Below are 21,829 nucleotides of genomic sequence, written 5' to 3'. Positions count from 1 at the left end.
GAAACAAGATGGTTGCAATCCGTGTGATCCGCGAGGAGGGCTCTGACCCCTCAGTTCCGTTGCCGTCCTACGAAACCACCGGCGCGGCGGGAGCGGATGTGCGGGCCAACCTGCCGGATGGCGCGTCGATCACACTGAACCCCGGACAGCGCGCTTTGGTGCCCACCGGCCTGCGGATCGAAATCCCGAATGGCTTTGAGGTACAGGTGCGCCCAAGGTCCGGGCTGGCGTTGAAACACGGGATCACGTTGCCTAACACCCCGGGTACAATCGACAGCGACTATCGTGGCCCGCTGGGTGTGATCGTGCTGAACGCCGGGCAAGAGGTGTTCGAGATCACCCACGGCGAACGCATCGCGCAGCTTGTCGTGGCCCCGGTCGTGCAGGCGACGTTTGAGTCTACCGATACGCTCAGCGATACCGAACGGGGCGCGGGTGGGTTCGGCTCGACCGGGCGGGGCTGATGCTGCTGGTTTTCATTCTGGCCGCCGGGCTGTGGGGTGTTGGCTATTTGGCGGGCGTGTCACGCACCGCGCGGATGACATCCGTCGGGGTGCTGCTGTTGGGCGTGATCACGGCGCAACTGGTTCTGCCGGATGGCCACCCCTTGCGTCAGGCGACTGGCGGCTCTGCAGCAATGTGGCTGATCTTGGGTGGTTTCGCGGTTCTGGTTCTGGTTTATGGAAGGGTGCTGAAAGCGTTGCGAAACCGTGCAACGCCCGCCACGAAGGAGCCCGCCATGCCATCCGACCAATTCACGGAAACCGAACTGGAACGCTATGCCCGCCATATCGTGCTGCGGGAACTGGGTGGGCCAGGTCAGAAAAAGATGAAACAGGCCCGTGTGCTGGTCATTGGTGCAGGTGGTCTGGGTGCGCCTGCCCTGCAATACCTAGCCGCAGCCGGGGTTGGGACCATCGGTGTGATCGACGATGACGAGGTTGAGAACGCGAACCTGCAACGTCAGGTAATACACCGTGACGCGGATATCGGGATGCCCAAGGTGTTCTCGGCGCAGCAGGCCATGCAGGCGCAAAATCCTAATGTGATCGTTCGGCCCTATCACCGTCGTTTGACCGAAGAGATCGCGCAGGATTTGTTTGCCGATTTCGATCTGATCCTCGATGGCACCGACAATTTCGACACGCGCTATCTGGCCAACCGCACGGCGGTTGCGCTGGGCAAGCCGCTGATCTCGGGTGCGCTGTCGCAATGGGAAGGACAACTGAGCGTCTTTGACCCGGCCCATAACGCCCCCTGCTATCAATGTATCTTCCCCGAGGCCCCGGCCCCCGGATTGGCCCCGTCGTGTTCCGAGGCGGGGGTGATCGGCCCTTTGCCCGGCGTTGTGGGATCGATGATGGCGGTTGAGGCGATCAAGGTGATCACTGGGGCGGGGCAGGCTTTGCGCGGTGAGATGCTAATCTATGACGCGCTTTATGGTGAAAGCCGCAAGATCACACTGTCACGCCGCGCCGATTGTCCGATTTGCGGTAAGTGAGCGCGCGCACTGGATCATCCCGCTCTGCGTTCCTAGGTTGTGATCAAAGGAGAGTTTCATGACAAACCCGATCCTGTCCGACTGGACCACACCGTTTGAAATCGCGCCCTTTAACACGATTGCCGACACTGATTTCGCCCCCGCGCTCGATGCGGCCCTAAACGCTCACAACGCGCAGATCGACGCGATTGCAGGCAACTCAGATGCGCCCACATTCGCCAATACGGTTGAGGCGCTTGAGGCCGCGGGTGAGCAGTTGGACAAGGTTCTGTCCGTCTTTTTCACCGTGGCCGGGGCCGACAGCAACCCGGCGCGTGAAAAGCTGCAGCGGGATTTCTCGCCCAAGCTGGCGGCGCATTTCTCGGGGATTTCGTCGAACAAGGCGCTGTTTCAGCGGGTGGCCGACCTGTGGGCCCGCAAGGATGATCTGGGCCTGACCGAGGAACAGGCGCGGGTGCTGATGCTGACCCATCGCGGATTTGTGCGCGCAGGCGCGGCGCTGACCGGGGATGCGGACGCGCGGATGCAGGCGATCAAGGCGCGGCTGGCCTCGCTGGGGACATCCTTTACCCAGAACCTGCTGGCGGATGAGCGCACGTGGTTCATGCCCCTGTCCGAGGATGATCTGGACGGTTTGCCCGACTTCGTCGTGGATGCGGCCCGCGCCGCAGGGCAGGAAAAGGGCGCAGATGGCCCGGTTGTGACCCTGTCGCGGTCCGTTATTGTCCCTTTCCTGCAATTTTCGCCCCGCCGCGATCTGCGGGAAACCGCGTATAAGGCATGGACCGCACGTGGCGCCAACGGGGGCGAGACGGACAACCGCGAGATCGCCGCCGAAATCCTTGCCCTGCGTGAAGAACGCGCCAAGCTGTTGGGTTATGACAATTTCGCGGCCTACAAGTTGGAAACCGAGATGGCCCGCACGCCGGACAAAGTGCGCGACCTGCTGATGCAGGTCTGGGAACCCGCCAAGACCCGCGCGGACGCGGATGCGGAAATTCTGACGCAGATGATGCAGGCGGATGGGGTCAATGGCCCTCTGGCCGCGTGGGATTGGCGCTACTATGCCGAGAAGCGCCGCAAGGCCGAGCATGATCTGGATGAGGCCGCGCTGAAACCCTACTTGCAATTGGACCGGATGATCGAGGCCGCCTTTGCCTGTGCCAACCGTCTGTTCGGGCTGGAGTTCGCGCCGCTGGATGTGCCGCTCTACCACCCCGATTGCCGCGCGTGGGAGGTCACGCGCAATGGCCAGCATATCGCGGTGTTCATCGGGGACTACTTTGCGCGCGGGTCCAAACGATCCGGGGCGTGGTGCAGTGCGATGCGGTCTCAGGCCAAATTCCCCAAGGTACAGGCCCCGGTCGTGATCAATGTGTGCAACTTCGCCAAGGGCGATCCGGCGCTGCTGTCATATGATGATGCGCGGACACTGTTTCATGAATTCGGCCATGCGCTGCATCAGATGCTGTCAGATGTGACTTATGAAAGCATCTCCGGCACATCAGTGGCGCGCGATTTCGTCGAACTGCCCAGCCAATTGTACGAACACTGGCTGGAAGTGCCCGAAGTTCTGGCCGAGTTCGCCACCCATGCCGAAACCGGCGCACCGATGCCGCAGGACATGCTGGACAAGGTGCTGAAGGCCGCCAATTTCGATCAGGGGTTTCAGACGGTCGAATATGTCGCCTCGGCGCTGGTCGATCTGGAATTCCACGACGGTGCGGCCCCCGCCGATCCGATGGCGAAACAGGCGCAGGTGCTGGACGGTCTGGGGATGCCTCCGGCCATCGGGATGCGCCACGCCACGCCGCATTTCGCGCATGTGTTTGCGGGTGACGGCTATAGCTCGGGCTATTACAGCTATATGTGGTCCGAGGTCATGGATGCCGACGCCTTCGCCGCCTTTGAAGAGGCCGGAGGGGCATTCGACCCCGACCGCGCCAAAGCGTTGGAGGAGAACATCCTGTCCACCGGAGGATCGCGCGAGGCCGAAGACCTGTATCTGGCCTTCCGGGGCCGCTTGCCGGGGGTCGAGGCGTTGCTGAAAGGGCGCGGGCTAGTAGCCTAAAGCGCGATCGACGAGGTGCAGGTAGGGTTCGCCCGCCTCGCCACGTCGAATGTTCTCAACGATCACCTGCGCGGCTGTCACCGGCCGCGTTTCCGAGGCGATATGCGGCGTGACCGTCACGTTTGGATGCGCCCAATAAGGGTGATCAGCGGGCAGAGGCTCAACCCGGAACACGTCCAGCGTGGCGTGGCCGATCTGCCCTGTGTTCAATGCATCCAACAGGGCGTCGTCGTCGATCAGAGGGCCTCGGCCCGGATTGATCAGGCGCGCGCCTTTGGGCAGCAGGGCGAGGGTTTCCGCGTTCAACAGGTTCTCGGTCGCAGGCGTGTCGGGCAGCAGCAGAACGACGATTTCGGCGCTGGCCAGCGCGTCGCGCAGCCCTTCATCGCCGTGCAGGCAGGTGACGCCGGGGATGTCTTTGGGCGAGCGGCTCCAGCCTGTGACGTTGAAACCCAGCGCCTTTAGTGCCCGCGCGGATGCCTCGCCCAACATGCCAAGGCCCAGAATACAGACAGTGCGTTCAGGGGCCAGCGGTGGGGCCTCGGGTGTCCATGTGCCGTCCTGCAGGGTGATATGGCGGTCTATCCCCAGATGATAACGCAGCACATGGCCGACCACCCATTCGGTCATGCCTTGCGTCAGCCCGTGATCGACCATCCGCGCCAGCGGGACGGTCAGAGAGGCGTTGCCCGCGATCTTCTCGACCCCGGCCCAGAGGCTAAGCACGGCCTTGAGGTGCGTATAGGGGGTGAAATCCAGCAGCCCTCCATTCGGGGCATAGACCACATAGTCGACCTGATCGGCCGGCAGGTCGGTGGCAAGATGGGTATCCACGCCTGCTTGTTCCAACCCTTTAGTCAGCAGTGGTTCATACACGGGCCACAATTCAGGGCGCGCGGAAAACAGAACGTTTACGGGCATCGGGGGCCTTTCAAATCAGCGGGGACGGTGGATATGGGCGCTTTGCACAATACCGAAGGCCGCCATCAGAACAAGCATCGCCGAGCCGCCATAGCTGACCATCGGCAGGGGCACACCCACGACCGGGGCCAGCCCCATCACCATCGACATGTTGACGGCAAAGAACAGGAAGAAGTTCAGCGCGATGCCCAGCGTCACCAGCGACGAGAACCTGTCCTTGGTCGACAGCGCCGTGACTAGGCAGAACACAAGGATCAGCCCGTATAGCGTCAGCAGAGTGATCCCGCCGACAAAGCCAAACTCTTCGGCCAAGGTGGTAAAGATGAAATCGGTGTGTTTTTCCGGCAGGAAGTTCAGGCGCGATTGCGTGCCTTGCATGAAGCCGCGCCCATTCCACCCCCCTGATCCCAGCGCGATCTTGGACTGGGTGATGTGATACCCCGCGCCCAGGGGGTCGGTCGACGGGTCCAGAAACGTATCAATGCGACGGAACTGGTAGTCTTTAAGCAATTGCCACTCGGTCCCGCGGCTGTTGAACACGGTTGCGATCAGGCCGACCACCGCCGCGATGACGGCGGCAAAATAGGCCCAGTGGACACCGGCCAGGAACATCAGTCCTCCGCCCGCCGCAAGCAGCAGGATCGACGTGCCCAGATCGGGCTGCTTTAGGACCAGCGCCGTCGGGATCAGGATCAGCGCAACCGGGATCAGAACCCATATCGGGCGTGAGGTTTTATGCGAGGGAAGCCAGTCGTAGTATGCGGCCAGTACCATCACCAACGCCACTTTCATCACCTCGGAGGGTTGCAGCCGCATGAAGCCCAGATCAATCCAGCGCTGCGCGCCCATACCGATTGTTCCGAAAAGCTCAACCATGATCAGCAGCCCGATTGAGCCCAGATAGGCCAAAACAGACATGTTTCGCCAGAACCAAATCGGAACCAGCGCGATGATGAACATCACTGTGAGGCCCAGACCAAAACGCTCCATCTGGGGCTCGGCCCACGGGGTCCAGGATCCTCCGGCCACGGAAAACAGCATCAGGAACCCGGCGCTGGCCGTGCTGATCAGCAAAAGCGTCAGGGGCCAGTTCATGTATAGGAACTTGCGGAACCCCGATGGCGTGGATTTGACGGCGTATTCAAGATAGCTCATGCGCGGTCCTTTGTGGTTGGACGCGCTTTGGGGCGGCGGTCGCCTTCAAGCTGTTTCTGTTGTTCCTTTATGCGTTCCCGGTCTGCGACAGGATAGGCTTCGAGTGGGGGCGTGCCGTTGTAAAGCGCCTGTAGCATAATATCCCGCGCGACGGGTGCGGCGGCCTTAGAGCCGCCTCCGCCGTGTTCTACAACAACAGCGATTGCGTATTTGGGTTTGTCATAGGGGGCAAAGCTGACGAACAGCGCGTGGTCGCGGCGTTCCCATGGCAGGTCTTCGTTTCGGATCACGCCTGCGGCACGTTCGGCCTTGGTGATGTTGCGCACCTGACTGGTGCCGGTCTTGCCAGCCATGCGCAGATCGTCAGCAATGATGCGGCTGCGATAGGCGGTACCACCCCGATCATTCGAGACCGAGAACATGGCCTTGCGCACCTGTTCAAGATTGTTCGGGTTGACCGCCAAAGGTTCACCCAGGCCCGAGGGTTCTTCGACGCCGTTAATCGAACGAACAAGTCTTGGCTTCACTTCACGTCCGGTGGCGATCCGTGCAGTCATGACCGCAAGCTGCAGAGGTGAGGCCAGCATGAAACCCTGACCAATCGACGCATTTGCTGTGTCGCCCACAAGCCAGCTTTCACCGTGTACCCGCTCTTTCCATGCCTGGTTCGGGGCCAGCCCAGCCGCAACTGCCGACATCGGAATGTCATGTTTGACACCCAGCCCGAAAACACGCGCCATGTCGGAAATCTTGTCGATACCGGTCCGCAGTGCCACATCGTAGTAATAGACATCACAGCTGCGCTTGAGCGAAAGGTTCAGATCGACTGTCCCATGCCCGCCGCGCTTCCAGCAGTGGAAACGGCGGCTGCCCACCTTGAGATGGCCGGGGCAATAAACGGTATTGCCGGGGCCGATCACTCCGGCCTCAAGCGCGGCCATGGCGGTGATCATCTTGAAGGTTGATCCCGGAGGGTACGTGCCTTGGACTGTCTTATTCGCAAGCGGGCGGTAATTGTCTTGTGTGAGGGTTCGGTAATCCCCAACCGAGATACCGCGCACAAACAGGTTGGGGTCAAAACTGGGGGCTGAACTGATCGCACGGATATCGCCGGTCTCACAGTCGATCACCACCGCCGCAGCGCTTTCACCCTCCAAACGGGCTTGCGCGTATTGCTGCAGATCGGCATCGACGGAAAGTTGCAGATCGGCGCCGGCCTCGCCCTCTTGCCGGTCCAATTCGCGCATGACGCGACCGGTGGCGTTGACTTCGACCCGCTTGGCCCCGGCCTTGCCGCGCAGGGTGCTTTCCTGCTTGGCCTCAAGTCCAACCTTGCCGATTTGAAAGCGGGGGATGCGTAAAACCGGCTCGGGGTCGTCGATCTGGCTTAGGTCATAATCACTGACTGGGCCGACATATCCGACCACATGGGCAAAGTCCTCGTAGCGCGGATATTGCCGCGTCATGCCGACTTCGGGTGTCACCCCCGGCAGGGCGGGCGCATTGACGGCGACTTTCGAGATATCCTCCCATGTGACCTGATCAGCCAACGTGACCGGAAGAAACGGGGCCGAACGGCGCATCTCGGTCTTGGCGCGTTCCATTTCGTCTTCGGTCAGCGGAATCAGGGACGACAGCCGCGTCAGCACTTCGTCCACATCGCCTGCGTCCTCGCGGACCATCACGATACGGTAGGAAGGTGAGTTTTGCCCGATGATCTGACCGTTTCGGTCATAGATACGTCCGCGGGTCGGAGGGATCAGGCGAATGTTGATGCGGTTTTCTTCGGCCAGCAGGCGGTATTCATCGGCCTGATCGACCTGCATATAACGCATGCGAGCGGCCAAACCCCCGATAAAGGCAGCTTGCAACCCGCCAAGAATCAAGGCCCGACGGGGTAAGCGCTTATAAGCCAGTCCTTGTGATTTGGGCTTGTGTTGCTTCATCAGCGTGCCCCCATCGTGCCGGTTTCGGCGGCGGATATGCGTTGAACGCCAAAAGCGCTCTGACTGAGCAGAACGATCAAAGGGTAAATAGCTATTGTCAGAACCACTTGAATCACGACGGGCCCCAATGTCGCCTGTTGCACGGACACAATAGCAAGGATAACGCGGTTGAGCACAAAAACTGCCGTGATCACCACCGCTGATGTCATCCACTCACTTGGAAAACCGGCATCTCTCATGCCCAGCGATGCTGTTCGCAGATAGGCCGCGCCAATGACCACCAATGCCGCCATCAGGCCCGGCGGACGCTGAAGCAACAAGTCGGCAGTCAGCATCACAACCGCTATCAGCGGAATCGGCACAAATTCGGGCCGGCGCATGACCCACGCGAACGTCAACGCTATCAGCAGATCGGGAAAGGGCCAGCGGTCCGGTTTCGTATCCAGCGGAAGAAGGTGCATGAACAAGATCAGCATTGCCAGAAACAGATACAATGCGCGCTTGGTCCAAAGCTGAGACGCGTTCCTATCCATCTCCGACCTCTGCTGGTGTCAGGGCGGCTTCTGGACGTCGCGGTCCGACGATATCCCCCGAGTCTTCGATGGCAGGAGCCGAGTGGAACCGAAGAACACGCAAGAATTCCAGCCGTTCGAAATCCGCAGACAAGCGTACACGCAGGCGCCCGCCCGGATCGGCCGTGATCTGGCCGATCAGCAGGCCGCCGGGAAACACTCCGCCATCACCTGACGTGACAACACGGTCGCCCGGTCGTACAAGTTCGCGATTTTCCAGAAACTCGACGGCGGGTGCGGATGTGTTATCGCCCGCGATCAGTGCAGTCTGGCCCGAAGGCTGAATCGTCGCGGGAATAGCGCTTGAGGCATCGGTCAATAGGATGACCCGCGCCGTGTCGGGGCCAACGCCCGAGATGCGCCCTACCACGCCAATACCGTCCATCGTTGCCCAGCCATCCATTATGCCGTCGCGTTCACCAACATTCAGCAAAACCGATTGCCGAAAGGGTGAGCCGCTGTCGGCCATAACGACACCGGTGATATAGGTCAGACGCGGGTCAAGCCGTACGTTGTTGAGGTCCAGAAGGCGCGCGTTTTCCTGTTCCAACTGCAGGGCGGCCTCTTTCCAGGCACGCATCAGGCGCAACTCGCTGCGCAGTTCCTGGTTCTGTTCGCTCAGCCGCTGATAGCTTTGGAAGTCGCGGGCCAGATTCACGATGCCGGTGACCGGAACCATCGCCCATTCCATCGAGGGCACAACCTTGTCGACCACTTGCGCGCGGAAACGTTCAACCCGAGGGCTGTCGATGCGCCAGACGAGAAAGATGCCCAACAGGCAAAGCACAACAATCCCCAGCAACAAGCGGCGCAGAGGTGCCGTGTATTCATCGCGCTGTGATCGGTCGTTTGCCACAGGTTACCTTCCCGTGCTGCTCTTGCCCGAGTTCTTACCCCGAAAGGGTGCGCGCCTTAGCTTTCGTAGTCAATCGCGTGGCGCAGTTGTTTTTCGTATTCCAGCGCTTTGCCGGTGCCCAAAGCCACACAATTCAGGCTTTCATCGGCAATCGACACAGCCAGACCAGTCTGTTCGCGCAGCGCAAGGTCCAGATCGCCCAGCAGCGCGCCGCCGCCGGTCAGCATAACGCCACGGTCCACAATGTCCGCAGCCAGATCGGGCGGTGTGGTTTCCAGTGCGGTCATCACCGCCTCGCAAATCTGTTGAACAGGTTCCGAAAGCGCCTCGGCCACTTGGGCTTGGCTGATCTCGATTTCCTTGGGCACGCCATTCAGCAGGTCGCGGCCCCGGATATGCATTGACTGGCCACGGCCATCGTCTGGCATCCGCGCAGTGCCGATGGTGGTCTTGATGCGTTCCGCAGTAGATTCGCCCACCAGCAGGTTCTGCTGACGCCGCAGATACGAGATGATCGCCTCGTCCATACGGTCTCCGCCGACGCGGACCGAGCGCGCATAGACGATGTCGCCCAGCGACAGAACGGCAACTTCGGTGGTGCCGCCGCCGATATCAACGACCATGTTGCCGGTCGGGTCAGTGATCGGCATGCCTGCACCAATGGCGGCTGCAATCGGTTCGGCAATCAGGCCCGCGCGGCGCGCACCTGCCGACAGAACCGACTGACGGATCGCGCGCTTTTCTACGGGGGTCGCACCGTGTGGCACGCAGACGATGATCTTGGGCTTCGAAAAGGTCGACCGTTTATGCACCTTGCGGATAAAGTGCTTGATCATTTCCTCGGCAGTGTCGAAATCAGCAATCACGCCTTCGCGCATGGGACGGATCGCCTCGATCGAGCCGGGGGTTCGGCCCAGCATCAGCTTGGCGTCCTCACCGACGGCCAGCACCTTTTTGACACCGTCCTTGACGTGATAGGCGACAACCGAAGGCTCCGACAGGATCACACCGCGCCCTTTGACATAAACCAGCGTGTTCGCTGTCCCAAGGTCAATCGCCATGTCCGCCGTGAACAGGCCGCCCAGATTGCCAAAGATTCCCATGTTTTCAATGATCCCGTTCGTCAAAATTTCCACTGCCCGCGACTCGACGGTTCCGGGACGGATGTCTTATAGGGTGCCATCTCGCCCGGTAAAAGGGCTGATTCCGCGTCAATCAGCACCTTTCCGCCTTAATGATAGGGACTTTAGAAGGCAACATGCTCTCATATCAACATATTTACCATGCTGGAAATCTGGCTGATGTGCAAAAGCACGCTTTGTTGGCGTGGGTGCTGGAATATTTGACCCAAAAAGACAAACCATTGACCTATCTCGAAACACATTCAGGTCGTGGTTTGTATCACTTGGACGCGGATGAAGCAGTGCGAACAGGCGAAGCTTTGGCCGGGATAAAGCGGGTGCAGCGCGAAGGTTGGTTCGCAGCGGATCATCCGCTGTCACGTGCGCTGACGCAGGTTCAGGCGACACACGGACGGCACGCCTATGCGGGTTCACCCCTGATTGCGGGTAATTTGCTTCGCGATCAGGACAGAATGCATTTGGCCGAACTGCATCCACAAGAATTCGGCGCCTTGTCGCTGGCCGTGTCGCGGTTCGGAGCAAAAACCTACAAGCAGGACGGATATGAGTTGGCGCATTCGCTTCTGCCGCCAACGCCGCGGCGAGGGGTTCTGTTGATTGATCCGAGCTACGAGGTGAAGTCAGAGTATGACCGGCTGCCGGGTTTTATCTCTAAAGTGCATCGGAAATGGAACGTAGGCGTTATTGCCTTGTGGTATCCAATCCTTGCGGACGGGCGGCACAAGTCGATGGTCGCGGCGCTGCAAGGGCAAGACTTACCAAAGGTCGAGTGTCACGAAGTCCGATTTCCCGCCGCGCGCGAAGGGCATCGCATGATCGGATCAGGGATGCTCGTTGTAAATGCGCCGTTCGGAATTGCGGATGAGATGCGCCGTTTGGATGCGTTGTTTGCCAAGCTCTGAAGATGCCTGAATACACTTGATCAGGGCATTCGCGTCTTTGCGATACACGCCTTGGGTGTTTTTACAAAATCTGTTTTGGAAATGGGGTGTTCGGTCCTAGACTTTGGTCTAGGAGGTGCGGGATGGATCGCCGACTAGCCACGGTTCTGGCCGCTGACATGGTGGGCTATAGTCGCCTGATGGAAGCTGATGAGCAAGGCACGCTTGCCCGCCTGCGCACACACCGGATTGAGTTGATCGACCCGGCCATCGACAAGAACCGCGGAAAGATTATTAAGACGACGGGCGACGGAATGCTGGTTGAATTTCCCAGTGCCAGCGACGCCGTAACCTGTGCTGTCGAAGTGCAGAACCGGATGCTGCGTCGCAATGCGGATGTCTCGAAGGACCAGCGTATTCACTTTCGTATCGGCATAAATCTGGATGAGATCATTTTCGAGGATGGCGATATTTTTGGTAGCGGCGTCAATATTGCCGCCCGGCTTGAGCAATCTGCAAATGCCGGTGAGGTTCTGATCTCGGGCGCGGTGCATGAACAAGTCTCGGACCGATTGGAGTTGCAATATGATGATCTAGGCGATCTGACACTTAAGAACCTGTCTCAACCTGTTCATGCCTATCGGGTCGCTTTGGATGGCACGGTTGCAGACGATGCGTCAGCAGGTGACGGCGATACCAAAGTGGTCAAACCCTCTATCGCGGTTTTGCCCTTCGCAAACATGAGTGGAGATACCGATCAGGAGTTTTTTGCCGACGGTCTTACTGAAGATTTGCTGACCGAGTTGAGCCGCCGGCATGAGCTGTTCGTGATCTCGCGCAATTCCAGTTTTGTCTACAAGGGACAGGCTGTGAATGTACGCGAAGTGGGTGCTAAGCTGGGTGCGCAATACATCGTCGAAGGTAGTGTCCGAAAGGCTGGCAACAGGGTACGTGTCACCGTTCAGCTGATTGATAGTTACAGTGATGGCCATGTCTGGGCTGAGAAGTATGATCGGGACCTGGATGACATTTTCACAATACAGGACGAGGTTATCTCGGCCGTGGTTGCCACACTTCCCGGTCGTATCGAAGCCTCGCAGCAAGAGGGGCTGACGCGCAAGAAACCTTCCAGTTTTGCAGCCTATGAATGCGTTTTGGCCGCGAAAGTCCTGCATCACCGCAGCACGCGCGAGGATAATGCCGAGGCGACAAAGTTGATCGATCGCGCTATTGAACTGGATCCGGATTACGCGCACGCCCATGCCTGGAGCGGTTGTATCCGCGGTCAGGCCTGGGGATACGGTTGGTGCGATGATCGTGAAGCCATGCTGGGCGAGTGTGAAAAGGCGATCCTCAAGGCCGCTTCTCTGGATGATAACGACGCGGATGTTCATCGTTTGATGGCTGCGGTAGAGATTTTGCGAAACAACCTCGGCCGGGCGCGGTATCATCAGGAACGCGCGCTGTCGCTGAACCCGAATTACGATCTGGTTGTGGTTCAGATGGGCGAATTGCTGACATGGTCGGGTCGTGCCGATGAAGGTGCCGAGTGGATACAAAAGGCGATGCGTCTGAACCCTCACCACCCTGCACGGTTTTGGAGCCATCTTGGAAAGGCGCGGTTCGGTGCCAAGAAGTATGATCAGGCATTAGAGGATTTCGCCCGGTTGCCTGCCCTCGACACGCTTCAGAACGCATATGTAGCTGCCTGCCATGCGTGGCTGGGAAACCAGGTCGAAGCGCGAGCTTACGTTGACGCAATTTACGAGGCCCAGCCAGAGTTCAAGATCGCTGATATTGAAGGCATGCTGCACTACGCCAGCGATGAAGATTTTCGGCATTTTGTGGATGGGATGCAAAAGGCCGGGTTGTCCTGACCTTTGCAACGAAAAAGCGGCCCGCAAAGACGGGCCGCCGTTCGGTCAGGTCAAATCTTTGTAGCTGATCTCGCGCGCATCAGCGCCCGGACCCGCTTTTTCACGTCTTACAATCAGGCGGTTCAGCGCGTGGATGTAAGCTTTGGCCGAGGCGACGACGGTATCGGTGTTCGCCGACTGGCCGGTGGCGATCATGCCGTCCTCTTCCAACCGAACAGACACCGTGGCTTGGGCGTCTGTTCCTTCGGTCACTGCGTGGACCTGATAGAGTTGCAGATGCGCTTTGTTGGGATAGATCGAGCGGATTGCCTTGAAAGTCGCGTCTACCGGACCGTCGCCATGTTCGGTGGCGATGATATCCTTGCCGTCCATCTCAAGTTCGACCGTAGCCTCGGCTTGGCCGCCTGTGCCGCAGGTCACCTTCATCGACACGAGCTGCAAATAGTCGTCGTGCTGATCCATGGTCATCAAGGCAATGAGGTCGTCGTCAAAGACCTCTTTCTTGCGGTCGGCCAGATCCTTGAACCGAACAAAGATGTCCTTGAGCTGGTTGTCGCCCAAATCAAAGCCCAGGGTCTCCAGCTTGTCGCGCAGGGCCGCGCGGCCCGAGTGTTTGCCCAACGGCAAAGACGTGCCGGACAAGCCGATATCTTCGGGGCGCATGATCTCAAAGTTTTCGCGGTTCTTCAGCATCCCGTCCTGGTGGATGCCGCTTTCATGCGCAAAGGCGTTTTTGCCGACGATAGCTTTGTTGAATTGCACATTGAACCCGGACACCGTCGCCACGCGGCGCGAGATATGCATGATCTTGGTGGTGTCGATGCCGGTGTGCCACGGCATGATGTCATTGCGCGTGCGAAGGGCCATCACGACCTCTTCCAACGCGGTGTTGCCGGCGCGTTCGCCGAGACCATTGATGGTACACTCGATCTGTCGCGCGCCGCCTGCGACGGCGGCCAGCGAGTTCGCCGTCGCCATGCCGAGATCGTTGTGACAGTGGGTGGCGAAAACCACCTCATCTGCACCCGGTACGGTCTCGATCAGGCGTTTGATCAGGTCGGCGCTTTCGACCGGAGCGGTATAACCCACCGTGTCGGGGATGTTGATCGTCGTCGCGCCCGCCTTGATCGCGATCTCGATCACGCGGCACAGGTAATCCCACTCGGTCCGGGTGGCATCCATCGGCGACCACTGCACGTTGTCGCACAGATTGCGTGCATGGCTGACCGTTTCGTGGATCTTCTCGGCCATCTCGTCCTGGGTCAGGTTCGGAATGGCGCGGTGCAGCGGAGAAGTGCCGATGAAGGTGTGAATGCGGTTCTGGCGTGCGTGTTTCACCGCCTCCCAGCAGCGGTCAATGTCTGCGAAATTCGCGCGGGCCAGACCGCAGATACGGCTGTTTTTCGAGCGCTCGGCAATCTCGCTGACAGCTTTGAAATCACCCTCGGAGGCGATTGGGAAACCGGCCTCGATGATGTCGACGCCCATTTCGTCCAGCAGTTCAGCAATTTCGAGCTTTTCGTTATGGGTCATGGTTGCGCCGGGGCTTTGTTCGCCGTCGCGCAAAGTGGTGTCAAAGATCAAGACGCGGTCTTGGTCGGTCACGTTGGTCATGGGAATCTCTTTCTTCTTCTGTCCTAAAGCCTATGGCGCGCGGGCGTCCTCCTCTGAGCGGGCGCGCCGGATGGCACGCTCAGAGGCGGATTAGGATCAGTAGGCCACGCAGCGACGCACCGCGTAGGGCGGTGTCGGCAATAAGGATATCTGCGCGGTTGATCATGGGGTTGAGGTTATACAGACAGCGCTGCGAATGAAAAGACGGAATTTGCAGCTTGTTACCGGTCGTGTTTGTTTTTCGGGAAATATTGATTGGTGAGGGCAGGCTGCTAGGTGAAGAGGCATGCAAACGGCACTTATCATCGGCGCGTCCGGGGGGATCGGTTCAGCCCTTCACGCGCGACTACTTGGGCAATCTGTTTCAGTCACGACCCTGTCGCGGTCTGCGGACGGGTTCGATTTGATGGATCCGGACAAATCCAACGCGATTCTCGGCACGCTGACTGGCCCTTATGACATGATCTTTGTCGCGTCCGGCGCGCTTGAGATCGAGGGGGCCGCGCCGGAAAAGTCGATAAAGGCAGTGTCTGCGCAGGCCATGATGGATCAGTTCGCATTGAACGCGGTAGGCCCCGCTTTGGTTCTGGGGCACGCAGCCAGACTGATGCCCCGTGACAGGCGCTGCTTGATTGCCGTGCTTTCGGCCCGCGTAGGGTCCATCGGCGACAACCGGTTGGGTGGATGGGTCAGTTACCGCGCGGCCAAGGCCGCCGTGAACCAGATTGTGCATACAACCGCGATCGAATTGGCGCGGACGCATAAACAAAGTGTTTGCGTGGCCTTGCACCCCGGCACGGTTCAAACCGCGTTCACCGAGAAATACTTAGGTCGACATCCGGCAGTTACGCCGGACCAGGCGGCTCAGAACCTGTTGGCTGTGGTTAAATCGCTGACCCATGCTGATACCGGCGGCTTCTTCGATTGGGCGGGGCAGACCGTTCCGTGGTAGCCTGAGCTACCCGTCCGAGGGTGTCTCGGTCGGTTGGGACGCGGGCGGGGTTTCCTCTGGCGCCGTCGTCTCAGCCTCGCTGCTGCTGGGCAAGACGTCGTTTTCCCAGGTGCCAGTCTCGACCTCTCCATTGGCATAACGCATGGTGCCGTCACCGTGGCGTTTATTGTCGCGGAAATTGCCCTCGTAGACGTCGCCGGTGGCATAGGTCGCGATACCGCTACCACTGATTTTTCCGTCAACCCACCCACCGGTATATGTGAAATTGCGTGCAGTGGTGACGGTACCTTGGCCGTGCCGCTTGCCGTTAAGGAATTCGCCTTCGTAGACTGTGCCATCCGGAAAGCTGGCTTTGCCAGTGCCTTGGCGGTTTCCGTCAACCCATTCGCCCTCGTATACATAGCCATTGGCCAATTTCAGAACACCTGAGCCATGGCTCAGGCCATTCCTGAACTGGCCCGAATAGACTACGCCGTTGGGATAGGTGACGGTTCCGCGGCCTTCGTAGATGCCAGCGATCCAGTCACCGTCGTAGACAGTGCCATCCGGGTAAGTGTGGACGCCTTTGCCGTGGGGCAGGTCGACGCTGAAATCCCCCACATAGACCGAGCCGTCAGGATAGGTCATCTCGCCGAACCCGTCGATCTGGCCTCCGGACCATTCGCCGTTATATTCAAACCCGTCTGCGCCAACAAAGCGGCCCTTGCCTTCTCGACGGTCATCGACATACGCGCCTTCGTATGTCGTGCCGTTCACATAGGTCGCCTTGCCGGTGCCCTGACGGCGCCCGTCCACCATGTCGCCTTCGTAGACGTCTCCGTTCGCCAGAACCTGCCGGCCCTTTCCGGTCATCCGACCTTCAAGCCACGCACCGCTATAGGTCATGCCGTCGGGAACGGTCAGAGTGCCTTCTCCATGGCGCTGCCCACTTAGGACGTCGCCTTCATAAACGTTACCGTTTGCCCAGGTGATTTTGGCCTTGCCCTGCTTGACGCCTTCGACCCAATCACCGTCATAGGTGTAGCCGTTCGGATTGGTCAGAATGCCTTTGCCGTGACGCTTGGCATCTTTGAACTCACCTTCGTACCGTTGACCGTTCGCATATGTCGCAATGCCGGTGCCGTTGATCGTGCCGTTAGCCCAGTCGCCCTCATAGCTGCCACCGTCAGCATAGATGATCTTGCCACGTCCCTCGGGCTGACCCTTTGCAAACATACCTTGGTAGATCGACCCATTCGCGTATCGGGCAATGCCGCTGCCTTGAATTTCGCCCTCGGACCACTGGCCAGTGTATTCGAACCCGTCCGGTAGGCGATACGTGCCGGTTCCGTGGCGCAGGCCGTTCAGAAACGTACCTTCGTAGACGCCGCCGACCTCGTCATCGGCCGTGATCACTTGTCCTTCCTGCGCGCTAACGGTTCCGGCCATCAAGGCCAGGGCCGTTACAGCAATTGAGGTGCGGAATGCATTCATGATCGTTCCAACCTGCCCGGTTATCATCCTTTTGCGCAAAACTAAGATACCGCAGGGGGCAGGGCAACGGCTTTTGCCGCATTTGCCTTTCACTCGCGCTGCGATCTGCTAAATGGCATAAGACTGACGAGGGCAAGAGGGCAGCATGGCCGACCGTTTCCGCATCACTCTGGCGCAACTCAACCCGACTGTGGGGGATATCGAAGGCAATGCGGCGCAGGCGCTTGACGCATGGGAACAAGCGCGCACCGCAGGGGCCGACATGGTGGCGTTGCCGGAAATGTTCATAACCGGTTACAATACGCAGGACCTGGTCATGAAGCCTGCTTTCCATCGCACTGCCATGGCCGCTATCGAGGCGTTGGCCGCGAAATGTGCAGATGGACCTGCTTTGGCGATCGGCGGGCCTTGGGTGGAAGACGGCCATCTATACAACGCTTACCTGATTCTGAAGGGCGGCAAGGTCAGTAGCAAGGTGTTGAAACATCATCTTCCCAATGAAACCGTATTCGACGAAGTGCGCCTTTATGATTCAGGCCCTTTGGGCGGGCCTTACTCAGTTGGCAATACGCGCATCGGCAGCCCGATCTGCGAGGACAGTTGGCATCCGGATGTGGCCGAGACGCTGGAAGAGACCGGGGCCGAGTTCCTGCTGATCCCGAATGGTTCGCCCTATTTTCGCGACAAATACGATATCCGCCTGAATCACATGGTTGCACGTGTGATCGAGACCGGGTTGCCCCTGATCTATCTGAATATGGTCGGTGGACAGGACGACCAGGTATTTGACGGCGCGACTTTTGGCCTGAACCCGGGCGGAGAGCTTGCTTTCCGAATGCCCGTTTTTGACGCGGCCCTAACTCATGTTGATCTGGAGCGTGGGGACGACGGGTGGCGTATCGTGCCGGCAGATATCGTGCCGCAGCCCGATGCATGGGAGCAAGACTACCGCGCCATGGTCCAGTCTCTGCGGGATTACATGGGTAAAACGGGGTTCAAAAAATGTGTTCTTGGACTGTCCGGAGGGGTGGATTCGGCTTTGGTTGCCGCGATTGCCGTGGATGCGCTTGGGGCCGAGAATGTGCGCTGTGTTATGCTGCCGTCGGAATATACCAGCCAGGCCTCGCTGGACGACGCCGAGGCGGTCGCCAAGGCACTGGGCGTGCATTACGACTATGTTCCGATTTCGGATAGCCGGGCGGCCGTTACTGGGACTCTGTCCCCGCTCTTTGCCGGGCGAGACGAGGATCTGACCGAGGAAAACATTCAATCCCGTCTGCGCGGGCTGCTGCTGATGGCCATATCAAACAAGTTCGGCGAGATGTTGCTGACCACCGGTAATAAATCCGAGGTCGCCGTGGGCTATGCCACGATCTATGGCGATATGAATGGCGGCTATAACCCGATCAAAGATCTGTACAAGACGCGGGTTTTCGAAACATGCCGTTGGCGCAATGCCAATCATCGCGACTGGATGAAGGGCCCCGATGGCGAAGTTATTCGGCCGTCGGTCATCGACAAACCCCCCAGCGCCGAACTGCGCGCGGATCAGAAGGATAGTGACAGCTTGCCGGATTATCCGGTGTTGGACGCGCTTTTGGATATTTTGGTCGATCAGGACGGCTCGATCGCTGATTGCGTTGCTGCTGGTTTTGACGAAGCGGATGCCCGCAGGGTCGAGCATCTAATCTATATCTCAGAGTACAAGCGGTTTCAGTCTGCGCCCGGAACACGTCTGACAAGTCGTGCCTTCTGGCTGGATCGCCGCTATCCGATAGCGAACCGGTGGCGCGACCGCTCCTGAGATAGATTGTCGGCAATCCCGATCCAATTTCCCTAGCGATGATAAAGTGTTTCCACTCAATCCCCTTTGAGCGGGGTAATAGCCTTTGTTTGGCAGTTTTCCTTGTCGATAGGCCGCTTTTTCGCCACATTTTAGCTGTATTGTCGCCCAATGTCGGGCGGGTGTGACGCAATTGGGCTGAAGAACCCATACGATTGACTGGATCAGGTCAATTTGCGCGTCGCCTCAGATGTCTGTGTTAACGATTTGGTATCGCCATGCGTGAGGAATACGATAAACCGCTGCATTCTCCGTTACCGTGGAAGTCCATGGAATCGGAAGGTCAGGTTCTGGATGAAACCAAGCTGGACCTGGCGATTGCCGACCTGATGAGCCAAGAGCATTCGGTCAAGTCGGAACCAGAGCCAACACCGCCAACGATTCCGGCCTCCGAGGACAAGCCTGAAGAGGCTGCACCTGACTCAGTCATCGGGTTTTCTGCCTCGCTTCGGCAAAAATGGGCTGAACTGGTCGGGGCAGCCTGAGCGCTTGCGGTTTTTGGAAACTGTGCTGGATAGCCACAGATCACGAAAATAGTAACAACCACGACTTCGGTCGTATTGCCACTGGTTGTGCGACGGGCATTCATTGCGGTCCGAGCAATGATAAAAGAGCGGTAGATGCCCGGCCCGAAACCCACCCACGTGGAACCAGATTTGAACCTTCCGAAATCCGTGGATGTCGTGGTGATCGGAGGAGGAATTATTGGTGCCGTAACCGCTTTGGAGCTGTCCGAGCGGGGCGCACGGGTTCTACTTTGCGAAAAAGGCCACATAGCTGGTGAGCAGAGCTCGCGCAATTGGGGTTGGGTGCGATTGGGTTTGCGGGATCCTCGCGAAATTCCTTTGATGCTGGAGGCCCAGAAACTCTGGGAAGGGCTTGATGACCGTGTCGGGCGCAAAACCGGATTTACCCGGTCAGGAATCCTGTTTGGTGCCTCGGGTCGCCGCGGGGCCCAAAACCTCGAACGGTGGGCGCAGCATGTTGAGGGATTGCAGACAGGCGCAGAATTGCTGTCTGGCGCTGAACTGGACGCTGTGTTGCCGGACCACGAAACTAGATTGAACTACGCGCTCTACATGCCTCGCGATGGGCGGGCCGAGCCGCAGTGGGCAGCCCCTGCGATCGCCGAGGCCGCCCGCGACAGGGGTGCGGTGCTCATGACCAACTGTGCAGTACGCAGCGTGGATGTGCAGGATGGGCGCATTGCCGGGGTGTTCACTGAACGCGGCCGTGTCGCCTGTGACTTCGCGGTATTGGCAGGCGGCGCCTGGTCCCGCCTTTTCGCAGGCAACGCGGGTATAGATTTGCCACAGCTCAAAGTGCTGAACACGGTGTTACGGGCTTCTCCGGTTGCAGGTCCCGAGACAGCTTTATGGTCGGACGACTTCGCAATTCGCAAACGTGCGGACGGAGGGTACACAATAGCATCTGGCCATGAGAATACGGTGGATATCGTCCCTGACAGCTTTCGATTGGCCCGGCGTTTTCTGCCCGCATTTAAGCAGGAATGGCGATCACTCCGGTTCCGATGGTCCAAACGTTGGGCGGTCGAAGCACAAGAGGACAGATCGTGGCTGCCTACGGATGTCACGCCGTTCGAGCATACCCGCGTTCTGGACCCCGATCCTTCGGGCAAGGTTCTTCGCCGCGCTTGGGCGAGTGCGCAGAAAGCAATTCCGGCCTTACAGGCAAGTGAACTGGTTCAGAGTTGGGCCGGGATGATCGACGTTACACCCGATGCTATACCTGTCATTTCGGGTGTGGATACGATGCCGGGTATGTTCATCGCCACGGGCTTCTCTGGCCACGGCTTTGGCATAGCGCCCGGCGCGGGCCGTCTTATGGCTGATTTGGTCGCGGACACAACACCATGTGTTGATCCGGCCGCGTTTCGTCTGTCACGTTTTACCGATGGCTCACGCGTGCGGCCGGACCCAGGATATTAAAGGTTAGCCCATCATCTGATAGCTGACGGGGACAAAGCGGAAACCATCCCCGCGTGTTTCAACAAAACCTGCTGCAGGGAACGGCATATGAAACCCGATCATCGGGACTTTATCTGCGGCCAGCATACCCAAAACCTTACGGCGTGATGCTGTGGCTGCAGCTTTGTCCATGTCAAAGCGAACCTCCCATTCGGGATGCGCGAAAGACCAGACATAGTGGTTTGCGAGGTCAGCAGTCAGAACCAGACGCTGCCCGTTGCTTTCAAGGTGATAGACAGTGTGTCCCGGTGTATGGCCATACGCCGCGACGGCTGTGATGCCTGATGCGACTTCTCCGCCATCGCCAAGGAATGTCATCTTTTCAGCTTGCGGAGTGACCTTGGCGGCAACCAGATCGCCGACGCGGTTCCCTGCATCCTGAGCTGCCCAGAAATCATATTCGGGCGAAGCGGTCACAAAACGCGCGTTGGTAAATGTGGGGGCATCATTGGTTGTCATGCCGCCGATGTGGTCGGGATGCATATGGGTAAGCACGACGACGTCGATCTGATCAGCGGTAACCCCCGCATCCGCAAGAGCGGCCTGAATACCCCCCTGACCCAGGCCGGTGTCGAACAGAACCAGCTCGGATCCGGTGTTGACCAGCGTCGGGGTAAAGAAGAATTGGGCTTGGTCGGCAGGGATGAAGTTGTCGGCCGAGACCTTGGCAAATTCCTCGTCCGAGGCACCGCCGCCGAAAATCTCTTTGGCGCCGTCACGCGGCAAACTGCCATCCAAAAGCGAGGTGACCGTGAAATCGCCCAGTTGAAACGATTTGGCGATTGTCGAGTTCGCTTTGGTTTCGTTCGTTGCTGCCAGCACCGGAGTTGCAGCGGCGGCAAAAGGCAATGCTGCGGCTGAACCGAGCGCTGCGCGGCGTGTCAGTTTGATGGTCATGTCTCATTCTCCCTGTCAGAGCACCAGTTTTAATCCTAGATCGGTGAAGGCCACTTGCCAGTTCACACATCAGTGAAATGGGCTGCGTGAGCGAACATAGCATGTTAATTTTTGCTCATGTTGCGATCCGCGCCGGATCT

At 58.9% G+C, this 21,829-nt stretch carries 18 protein-coding genes; 9 read left to right on the top strand and 9 right to left on the bottom strand.

The features are described 5' to 3' along the window. Window positions 1-8 precede the first annotated feature (8 nt). The 3 genes from dut to J7380_RS08180 are packed head-to-tail and all read left to right on the top strand — an operon-like array spanning window position 9 to window position 3,572. A complete protein-coding gene (dut, locus tag J7380_RS08190; protein WP_209195290.1) occupies window positions 9-464 on the top strand; it encodes a dUTP diphosphatase in 456 nt (151 codons plus the stop codon). Then, window positions 464-1,501 carry a molybdopterin-synthase adenylyltransferase MoeB gene (gene moeB, locus J7380_RS08185; RefSeq protein ID WP_209195289.1) on the top strand — a complete coding sequence of 346 codons (1,038 nt, stop codon included), beginning with the start codon at window positions 464-466 and terminating at the stop codon, window positions 1,499-1,501. The genes dut and moeB overlap by 1 nt, the downstream gene beginning before the upstream one ends. A gap of 58 nt (window positions 1,502-1,559) precedes the next feature. Next, window positions 1,560-3,572 carry a M3 family metallopeptidase gene (locus J7380_RS08180; RefSeq protein ID WP_209195288.1) on the top strand — a complete coding sequence of 671 codons (2,013 nt, stop codon included), beginning with the start codon at window positions 1,560-1,562 and terminating at the stop codon, window positions 3,570-3,572. Here the strand turns inward: J7380_RS08180 and J7380_RS08175 are convergent. Genes J7380_RS08175 through J7380_RS08150 form a run of 6 tightly spaced genes read right to left on the bottom strand, consistent with a single transcriptional unit; the run spans window position 3,561 to window position 10,125 of the window. Continuing rightward, on the bottom strand, window positions 3,561-4,493 hold the full coding sequence (locus J7380_RS08175; RefSeq protein WP_209195287.1) for a glyoxylate/hydroxypyruvate reductase A: 933 nt from the start codon (window positions 4,491-4,493) through the stop codon (window positions 3,561-3,563). The genes J7380_RS08180 and J7380_RS08175 overlap by 12 nt on opposite strands. Window positions 4,494-4,508: 15 nt before the next feature. Next, complete coding sequence (gene rodA, locus J7380_RS08170) at window positions 4,509-5,648, bottom strand: rod shape-determining protein RodA (RefSeq protein WP_170353468.1); 1,140 nt, start codon at window positions 5,646-5,648, stop codon at window positions 4,509-4,511. Beyond that, window positions 5,645-7,594, bottom strand: a complete 1,950-nt coding sequence (gene mrdA / locus J7380_RS08165) for a penicillin-binding protein 2 (protein WP_209195286.1) — start codon at window positions 7,592-7,594, stop codon at window positions 5,645-5,647. The genes rodA and mrdA overlap by 4 nt, the downstream gene beginning before the upstream one ends. Then, window positions 7,594-8,127, bottom strand: coding sequence for a rod shape-determining protein MreD (locus tag J7380_RS08160; protein ID WP_209195285.1), 534 nt, complete (start codon window positions 8,125-8,127; stop codon window positions 7,594-7,596). Before J7380_RS08160 ends, mrdA begins: the two co-directional genes overlap by 1 nt. After that, window positions 8,120-9,022: a rod shape-determining protein MreC gene (gene mreC / locus J7380_RS08155; RefSeq protein WP_170353465.1), complete on the bottom strand. Its 903-nt coding sequence runs from the start codon at window positions 9,020-9,022 to the stop codon at window positions 8,120-8,122. The genes J7380_RS08160 and mreC overlap by 8 nt, the downstream gene beginning before the upstream one ends. A 56-nt stretch (window positions 9,023-9,078) precedes the next feature. Beyond that, window positions 9,079-10,125 (bottom strand): rod shape-determining protein, encoded by a 1,047-nt coding sequence (locus J7380_RS08150; protein WP_039523195.1) that lies wholly within the window; start codon window positions 10,123-10,125, stop codon window positions 9,079-9,081. Between the two features lie 155 nt (window positions 10,126-10,280). Here J7380_RS08150 and rlmJ point away from each other — a divergent pair, with 155 nt between their 5' ends. Together rlmJ and J7380_RS08140 are read left to right on the top strand one after the other, a co-directional pair. After that, window positions 10,281-11,066: a 23S rRNA (adenine(2030)-N(6))-methyltransferase RlmJ gene (rlmJ, locus tag J7380_RS08145; protein ID WP_209195284.1), complete on the top strand. Its 786-nt coding sequence runs from the start codon at window positions 10,281-10,283 to the stop codon at window positions 11,064-11,066. Window positions 11,067-11,188: 122 nt separating this feature from the next. Then, window positions 11,189-12,922 carry an adenylate/guanylate cyclase domain-containing protein gene (locus J7380_RS08140; protein WP_209195283.1) on the top strand — a complete coding sequence of 578 codons (1,734 nt, stop codon included), beginning with the start codon at window positions 11,189-11,191 and terminating at the stop codon, window positions 12,920-12,922. 45 nt (window positions 12,923-12,967) lie between these two features. Here the strand turns inward: J7380_RS08140 and J7380_RS08135 are convergent, their stop codons facing one another. Further along, window positions 12,968-14,536: a 2-isopropylmalate synthase gene (locus J7380_RS08135; RefSeq protein ID WP_209195282.1), complete on the bottom strand. Its 1,569-nt coding sequence runs from the start codon at window positions 14,534-14,536 to the stop codon at window positions 12,968-12,970. A gap of 286 nt (window positions 14,537-14,822) precedes the next feature. On the opposite strand from J7380_RS08135, the gene J7380_RS08130 reads away from it, so the two are divergent. Beyond that, window positions 14,823-15,488 carry an SDR family NAD(P)-dependent oxidoreductase gene (locus J7380_RS08130; protein ID WP_209195281.1) on the top strand — a complete coding sequence of 222 codons (666 nt, stop codon included), beginning with the start codon at window positions 14,823-14,825 and terminating at the stop codon, window positions 15,486-15,488. A 6-nt stretch (window positions 15,489-15,494) separates the two neighbouring features. Here J7380_RS08130 and J7380_RS08125 read toward each other — a convergent pair whose 3' ends face one another. Beyond that, entirely contained in the window at window positions 15,495-16,961 is a 1,467-nt protein-coding gene (locus J7380_RS08125; RefSeq protein ID WP_209195280.1) for a 2-isopropylmalate synthase, read from the bottom strand. A gap of 145 nt (window positions 16,962-17,106) precedes the next feature. Here J7380_RS08125 and J7380_RS08120 point away from each other — a divergent pair, with 145 nt between their 5' ends. The 3 genes from J7380_RS08120 (at window position 17,107) to J7380_RS08110 (ending at window position 20,753) form a co-directional block, all read left to right on the top strand. Then, window positions 17,107-18,765 (top strand): NAD+ synthase, encoded by a 1,659-nt coding sequence (locus J7380_RS08120; protein ID WP_209195279.1) that lies wholly within the window; start codon window positions 17,107-17,109, stop codon window positions 18,763-18,765. Between the two features lie 257 nt (window positions 18,766-19,022). After that, window positions 19,023-19,289 (top strand): hypothetical protein, encoded by a 267-nt coding sequence (locus J7380_RS08115; protein ID WP_209195278.1) that lies wholly within the window; start codon window positions 19,023-19,025, stop codon window positions 19,287-19,289. 135 nt (window positions 19,290-19,424) lie between these two features. Continuing rightward, window positions 19,425-20,753, top strand: coding sequence for an FAD-binding oxidoreductase (locus J7380_RS08110; RefSeq protein ID WP_209195277.1), 1,329 nt, complete (start codon window positions 19,425-19,427; stop codon window positions 20,751-20,753). A gap of 3 nt (window positions 20,754-20,756) precedes the next feature. Here J7380_RS08110 and J7380_RS08105 read toward each other — a convergent pair whose 3' ends face one another. Then, entirely contained in the window at window positions 20,757-21,689 is a 933-nt protein-coding gene (locus tag J7380_RS08105; protein ID WP_170751699.1) for an MBL fold metallo-hydrolase, read from the bottom strand. Window positions 21,690-21,829 lie beyond the last annotated feature (140 nt).

Source organism: Ruegeria sp. R8_1, from assembly GCF_017743815.1.
In the GTDB taxonomy this organism is placed as follows: domain Bacteria; phylum Pseudomonadota; class Alphaproteobacteria; order Rhodobacterales; family Rhodobacteraceae; genus Ruegeria; species Ruegeria lacuscaerulensis_A.
This window is presented reverse-complemented; position numbering and strand designations above follow the sequence as displayed.

Coding starts and splice junctions, on each gene's coding strand:
- J7380_RS08125 (WP_209195280.1), bottom strand. CDS start 16,961: ATGAATGCATTCCGCACCTCAATTGCTGTAACGGCCCTGGCCTTGATG.
- J7380_RS08130 (WP_209195281.1), top strand. CDS start 14,823: ATGCAAACGGCACTTATCATCGGCGCGTCCGGGGGGATCGGTTCAGCC.
- rlmJ (WP_209195284.1), top strand. CDS start 10,281: ATGCTCTCATATCAACATATTTACCATGCTGGAAATCTGGCTGATGTG.
- J7380_RS08175 (WP_209195287.1), bottom strand. CDS start 4,493: ATGCCCGTAAACGTTCTGTTTTCCGCGCGCCCTGAATTGTGGCCCGTG.
- J7380_RS08160 (WP_209195285.1), bottom strand. CDS start 8,127: ATGGATAGGAACGCGTCTCAGCTTTGGACCAAGCGCGCATTGTATCTG.
- J7380_RS08150 (WP_039523195.1), bottom strand. CDS start 10,125: ATGGGAATCTTTGGCAATCTGGGCGGCCTGTTCACGGCGGACATGGCG.
- dut (WP_209195290.1), top strand. CDS start 9: ATGGTTGCAATCCGTGTGATCCGCGAGGAGGGCTCTGACCCCTCAGTT.
- J7380_RS08135 (WP_209195282.1), bottom strand. CDS start 14,536: ATGACCAACGTGACCGACCAAGACCGCGTCTTGATCTTTGACACCACT.
- J7380_RS08115 (WP_209195278.1), top strand. CDS start 19,023: ATGCGTGAGGAATACGATAAACCGCTGCATTCTCCGTTACCGTGGAAG.
- moeB (WP_209195289.1), top strand. CDS start 464: ATGCTGCTGGTTTTCATTCTGGCCGCCGGGCTGTGGGGTGTTGGCTAT.
- J7380_RS08110 (WP_209195277.1), top strand. CDS start 19,425: ATGCCCGGCCCGAAACCCACCCACGTGGAACCAGATTTGAACCTTCCG.
- J7380_RS08120 (WP_209195279.1), top strand. CDS start 17,107: ATGGCCGACCGTTTCCGCATCACTCTGGCGCAACTCAACCCGACTGTG.
- J7380_RS08180 (WP_209195288.1), top strand. CDS start 1,560: ATGACAAACCCGATCCTGTCCGACTGGACCACACCGTTTGAAATCGCG.
- rodA (WP_170353468.1), bottom strand. CDS start 5,648: ATGAGCTATCTTGAATACGCCGTCAAATCCACGCCATCGGGGTTCCGC.
- J7380_RS08105 (WP_170751699.1), bottom strand. CDS start 21,689: ATGACCATCAAACTGACACGCCGCGCAGCGCTCGGTTCAGCCGCAGCA.
- mrdA (WP_209195286.1), bottom strand. CDS start 7,594: ATGAAGCAACACAAGCCCAAATCACAAGGACTGGCTTATAAGCGCTTA.
- J7380_RS08140 (WP_209195283.1), top strand. CDS start 11,189: ATGGATCGCCGACTAGCCACGGTTCTGGCCGCTGACATGGTGGGCTAT.